The 5,683-nt window shown below is 48.2% G+C and carries 5 protein-coding genes; all 5 read left to right on the forward strand.

Going from position 1 to position 5,683, the window contains the following annotated elements:
* The first annotated feature begins 199 nt into the window (after positions 1 to 199).
* Entirely contained in the window at positions 200 to 1,300 is a 1,101-nt protein-coding gene (locus BZG79_RS16905) for a methyl-accepting chemotaxis protein (RefSeq protein ID WP_077774378.1), read from the forward strand.
* Positions 1,301 to 1,380: 80 nt separating this feature from the next.
* Positions 1,381 to 2,283: a homocysteine S-methyltransferase family protein gene (locus tag BZG79_RS10725; RefSeq protein ID WP_077774379.1), complete on the forward strand. Its 903-nt coding sequence runs from the start codon at positions 1,381 to 1,383 to the stop codon at positions 2,281 to 2,283.
* Between the two features lie 275 nt (positions 2,284 to 2,558).
* Positions 2,559 to 3,641 (forward strand): XRE family transcriptional regulator, encoded by a 1,083-nt coding sequence (locus tag BZG79_RS10730; RefSeq protein ID WP_077774380.1) that lies wholly within the window; start codon positions 2,559 to 2,561, stop codon positions 3,639 to 3,641.
* Between the two features lies 1 nt (position 3,642).
* Positions 3,643 to 4,137: a PIN domain-containing protein gene (locus BZG79_RS10735; protein ID WP_077677441.1), complete on the forward strand. Its 495-nt coding sequence runs from the start codon at positions 3,643 to 3,645 to the stop codon at positions 4,135 to 4,137.
* A 565-nt stretch (positions 4,138 to 4,702) separates the two neighbouring features.
* On the forward strand, positions 4,703 to 5,683 hold a 981-nt coding region (locus BZG79_RS10745), incomplete at its 3' end, for a hypothetical protein (protein ID WP_199877736.1).

Raw genomic sequence — 5,683 nt, forward strand, 5'->3', positions numbered from 1 at the left:
GTTTAAAAAGCAACCAAAAGGTCATAAATTGTCGCTCATTCACTTCAGTGATCGCAGTATGAAGTGATTTGCGTCAGGTTTACAGTGTAAATCAGGCGCTTGGCGTCAATGCGATCACACTTTGCTTGGATAATCCTACAAAGCCAATTTAAAGCGTTAAAATATTATAAAAAGCTTAATTACATCATTAGGAGTCAGCGTGTTTATATCTCGGCGTCAACTTGAACAAGAGCAGCAAAAGCAGGTTGCTCTGCAGCAAAAAATTGAGCAAATTAATCATACCATCGACGCGCTGAATGCAGAGAAAGGCGCATTGCAGGCAGAGCTGGATACCGTCGCGAAAAAACGCCAAACCGGCAAAGCGATCGACGCCAACTTATRCCACTTCGGTGATTCGATYAACGCCACCCAATCCTCTCTGGCYACYTTGGCGGACACCATTAACGGTGAAAAAGAGCGTGTGACCGAAGTGAGCCACCAAGCGGCATCATGYGCCGAGCAAGTCAATGACCTTGCGCGCCATGTGCAGTCGTTATCTTCGCAATGTCAGCAATCGTCGGAAGCGATTCGTTCGCTCGATCAACACGCCCAAGAGGTGAGTGGCATTGTCAATTTGATTCGCGATGTCGCCGATCAAACCAACCTGCTGGCGTTAAACGCAGCCATTGAAGCGGCACGCGCCGGTGAGCAGGGCCGAGGGTTTGCGGTGGTCGCTGATGAAGTACGCAACCTTGCCGAGCGCACGTCCACTGCCACCCAAGATATTACCCAGCTGGTAGAAAAAATTCGTGCGGGCAGCAGCCATGCGTGCACGCTCACCGATACCCTTGCCACTGAAGCCATTCAATACAGCGAACAAGGCCAACAGGTTGCCGATGCCATGGCCACCCAAAGTGAGCAAGCACAGCACAGCCGCACCACCATTAAAGCCTCTGCACTGCGCGCCTTTTGTGAACTGGCCAAACTTGACCATATCAGCTTTAAATTTGCGATATACCGCGTGGTATTGGGCGAAGACAGCATGATGGCGGACGATGTCACCGATCACACCCAATGCCGACTCGGCCAGTGGTATAACCATGGTGAAGGGCAGCAATATTTTGGTCAGTTGCAAACGTTTAAAGCCATTTCCGGGCCTCACGAGCAAGTGCACACCCACGCCAAGGCTGCGGTGGCAGCGTTTCATGCTCAACAACCGGATCAAATGGTCACCGCATTAAAAGAGATGGAAAACGCCAGCATGACGGTGATCGATAAGCTTGAACATCTCGCAATAGAAGGGAGTGAAGAGGTGGCGTAACAACGGGGTGTTAAATCGACGAGCTCATGGTAATCTCAAGTCAAACCAAGGAAAGATGGCCGAAGGAGGCTGAAGTAACCATGACGTCGATTGCACTACTCGATGGTGGCCTAGGGCAAGAAATTTATCAACGTGGCCCCGATGTGAGCTCTAAGCTTTGGTCGGTCGCGGTGATGTTAAAACATGCCAATATTGTCAAAGACGTGCACAAAGATTTTATCCGTGCCGGCGCGAAAACACATACCCTAAATACCTATCCTGCGACACCCACACGTCTGGCCAAAGCGGGGTTGAGCGATAAAATCAACACCATTTATCAAAAAGCCTTCGAAGCGCTAGAGCAAGCCGTGGATGAGACAGGCGCCGATGTCGATATTGCCGGTTGTTTGCCACCGCTGGTGGGCAGCTACCTCGGCCAGCCGCAACGCAGCTTTGATGACATGAAAGCCGAGTTTTTGCACATTGCCCGCTTGCAGCCTCATGTGGATGTGTTTTTAATCGAAACCATGACCAACACCCTCGAAGCGCGCGCGGCCTGTGCTGCGGCCCAAGAGCAAGGCAAACCCTATGGCGTCGCGTTTCGGTTAGAGGCAGCAGGCACCTTGCGCTCGGGCGAGTCACTTGAACAAGCAATGCACGCCGTGGCCGAGTATGCCCCAACCGCGGTAATGCTAAACTGTTGCGATCCTGCCGTGCTGACCACCGCCATGCCGCAAATGGCGACCCAAGCCAACATTGTCGGTGGCTATGCCAACGCCTTTAAATCGGTAGAAGACATGGCCAAAGGCAGCAAAGCCGATGCCCTAGAAGCGCGTGAAGATCTCTCACCCTTAGTCCACACCGAACGTGTACAACAATGGATTGCCGACGGTGCCCTGGTGGTCGGCGGCTGCTGCGAAATCACCCCCGCGCACCTCCAACACCTCGCGCAAACCCTTGAGCAGTCCCACGAGATCATCAAGTTTTCGCAGTTGAGGGGTTAAGGCTTTAACGCGTTCCCACGCGCCGGCGTGGGAGCGAACAAGCATGARATCACAGCGGAACTCTAACAACTCACTCAATCAAGCTTATCCATCATTCTGCGGGCACGAAAACGGCTCCTCGCGTATAGCGTCAAGTATCCTGATACTGGGAGAGGAGGGACGAGTAAAGTTGAGGACTCTGAACTGCCAAGCAGATAGAAAATTACGACGATAAGGTTTATGATTATGACAAAGTGGTTTTTTTTATAAACCACTTCATTGCTTGAGAGGATGCCATGTTTGCAGAACGCCTAGAACGAGCTCGTAAGGCGGCCGGGCTATCAATGAGTGCATTAGCCAATGAGGTTGGCCTGTCCGCTAACGCTATTAAAAAGTACGAGCATGGCACGACAATGCCTTCATCTTCGAACCTACTGAAGTTGGCAAAAGCTCTCGCTGTGCGCTCAGAGTATTTCTTTCGCCCAACGAAGGTGAAACTAGAAGGTGTTGAGTACCGCAAGCGTGCGAGTACACCAAAGAAAATACTGGACCGAATCAATGGTGACGTTCTAGACCAAGCTGAACGTTGGCAAGAGCTATTAGCGTGTTATCCCGATTCGGTAAAACCCATTCCTGAGTTTGCGTTACCAGAAGCGCTTCCAGAGCAAGTTACTTGTTTAGAGCAAGTCGAAGCGTTAGCCATCCAAATGCGTCATGCCTGGGAACTTGGCTTAAATCCAATTCACGATATGATCGATACCCTCGAAGCCAAAGGGGTGATGATCATTACCACTGATGTCGAAACGAACAAAAAGTTTGATGGTTTAGCGGGGAAAATTGGCAACACCCCCGTCGTTGTTATCTCTACTGCTCAAAGTGGTGACCGTCAGCGTTTCACCTTAGCACATGAGCTAGGGCACTTAGTGGTACACGGGCGTTTAGCAGAAGGGATTGATGAAGAGAAAGCATGTAATACCTTTGCGGGGGCATTCCTTTTACCAGCACAAACGCTTAWTGCGCATTTGGGTAAAAAACGCCGCCATATTGAACCGCGCGAATTGCTCATGCTAAAGCACGAATATGGTATCAGTATGCTGGCGGCACTGTTTCGAGCGCGTCAATGCGGCATTATTACGCCAGCGACGCAGAAGAATTTGTTTATGCTGTTCAGTAAAAATGGCTGGCGAACGCTAGAGCCAGGTAACGCCTATCCACAAGAAACCACTTATCTACATAAACAGTTGGTCTATCGCGCTTTGGGTGAAGAGTACATTGGAGAAGCTAAAGCCGCTGAACTTCTAGGAATGTCACTGTCCGGCTTTCATAAAGAGCGTAAGTTGGAGATGCCTATTAACGAGCAAGTCGCTCAGGAAGGGTAATGTGCAGCAACTTCTAATTAGCGATGCCAATATTCTAATTGACATGGAAGAAGGCGGTTTATTGGAAGCAATGTTTCAGCTGCCCTACGGCTTTGCAACGCCAGATATCCTGTTTTATGAAGAGCTCGAAGAAGAGCATGCTCACTTACCTGGCTTAGGATTAGCGCTAAAAGAGGTTTCTTCCGAATCAATGATGTATGCCATGAAGCTAACAGGGACCTATACCAAAGCTAGCAGAAACGATTGTTTCGCGCTTGCGTTGGCCAAACAAGAGCAATGTCCGTTACTGACCGGCGATATGGCGCTCAGAGTCGCCGCAGAAAAAGAGGCTGCCATTGTCAAAGGCACTATCTGGTTGGTGGGCCAGCTGGTGGTTCATCAGCAAATCAATATAGAAAAAGCGCGAGATGCTTATAGGCAGATGCAAGCCAACGGCAGGCGCTTACCATGGGCACTGGCGGAGCAAGCCCTAGCGGAACTAAAGCAAGAACAGTAAAAGTGTGTTTACTCGTTCTCACGCTCCCGCGTGGGAATGCATGCGGTGTTTGAACCATAATCGCGTGGAGTTTTTTTAGTTATACTTCTATGGTTAGCGTAATAAAGCCGTCGAGAAGTCAAGAATATATTTAAATGTGGCCCTGATCACATCGTGACGCTTAACCTAAGACAGAATACTTCATATTTTGGGTTGTAATTAGTATATATTTTTATTACCGTTAACTCGTTGTCTGATGTTAATCAAACATCGCTACCACTCAGCTAGTATCGGAATCTTTCGATTTAGCGCCCAAAGTCTGCCTGAAAAGGCGTAATAAGGAGTTATACCAATGCCAACGCAAGTTAAGCATCCCACTAATATCACTCAATCAATTAATAGTCATGACGGCGAGTCTATCGTTCGGTTTTTGGTTGTGAAATCAAGTCCGATGAACAAGGCCGTGCAAGCACTATTCGTGACCCCATTCGCATTCCCAAACTTAAGTTTCTCCATTCTGAGTGACTTTTACGAGAGTCACTCAGAACGGACATACCCGTTGTAAAACATTAACAAGGAGCAAGAAATGGATATGAAACATACTGTAATGATCTACGCATCGCCAGAATTGATTCGTCAAGAGGGGGCTTTAACAGAAGCTGATGTCCTGTGGACGGTCGATTTTAACCGCGATCTTGATATGTTCTTCAACAAACGTAAATACAAGCATGATTTTGACCAGTTTAAAACCGGGGTAGGACGACTACGAGTAACATTCGATTACGATAATAAGCATTCAATGGAAGACAACTTAGCATTTGTCGAAGCGATAGCGGCTAAGCATATCGTGGCTAATTCAGGGCTGAATGCGTTTGGATTTACTGACGACAAAATGAGTATTCGTCGTGACCAACTACATATCGTATTTAGTCAGGCAGATGCCGCCCCTCTTATAGAGAGGAACCTTGGAGATTCTGGGTTCTTCGGACAAAAGGGTGTACTGGCCGCTAAAAGCGCACCCGCGGCGGGTTATCTTTACGGCGCAACAACGGAAGTGGCGACGGATATCGCATGGGTCAGCCCATACCTAGAGCCGAATGCTGAATTTGATATGCATGATCGGATTGTCGAAAACGATGTTCGTCTTAACGATTACGTGTATACGTCGATGGGCTATATGATCATTGACTACCGAACGGTGGAGGAGTTTATGTCCTTGCCTGTCACTTTATATGAACAAGAAGTGCTGAAACAGGTATACACACGCCCCTTTGAAGCTGTGAAAGAGATAGTCAACAAGGCTAAGGACGTTATAGATAAAGACAACCGATACCTGGATAAAATCAAATCAAAATTTGGTGATGACGCGTTACTGATTGATAACAATGAAGATAAAGCATGGTTACCGATCATTCCATTAAAGAACGCAGAAAATGACTTTTATTTAGTTCTTGGTATGAGCAGGCATTGCAGCCCATTGCGGCTACAAGAAATGCACAGCCATGGGTATGGAAAAGACATTCCTCAGCGACTCAGCGACGAAGAGCTTCAGGAAGCAAGCCAATAC

The organism is Salinivibrio sp. MA427, assembly GCF_001996115.1.
Lineage (GTDB): Bacteria > Pseudomonadota > Gammaproteobacteria > Enterobacterales > Vibrionaceae > Salinivibrio > Salinivibrio costicola.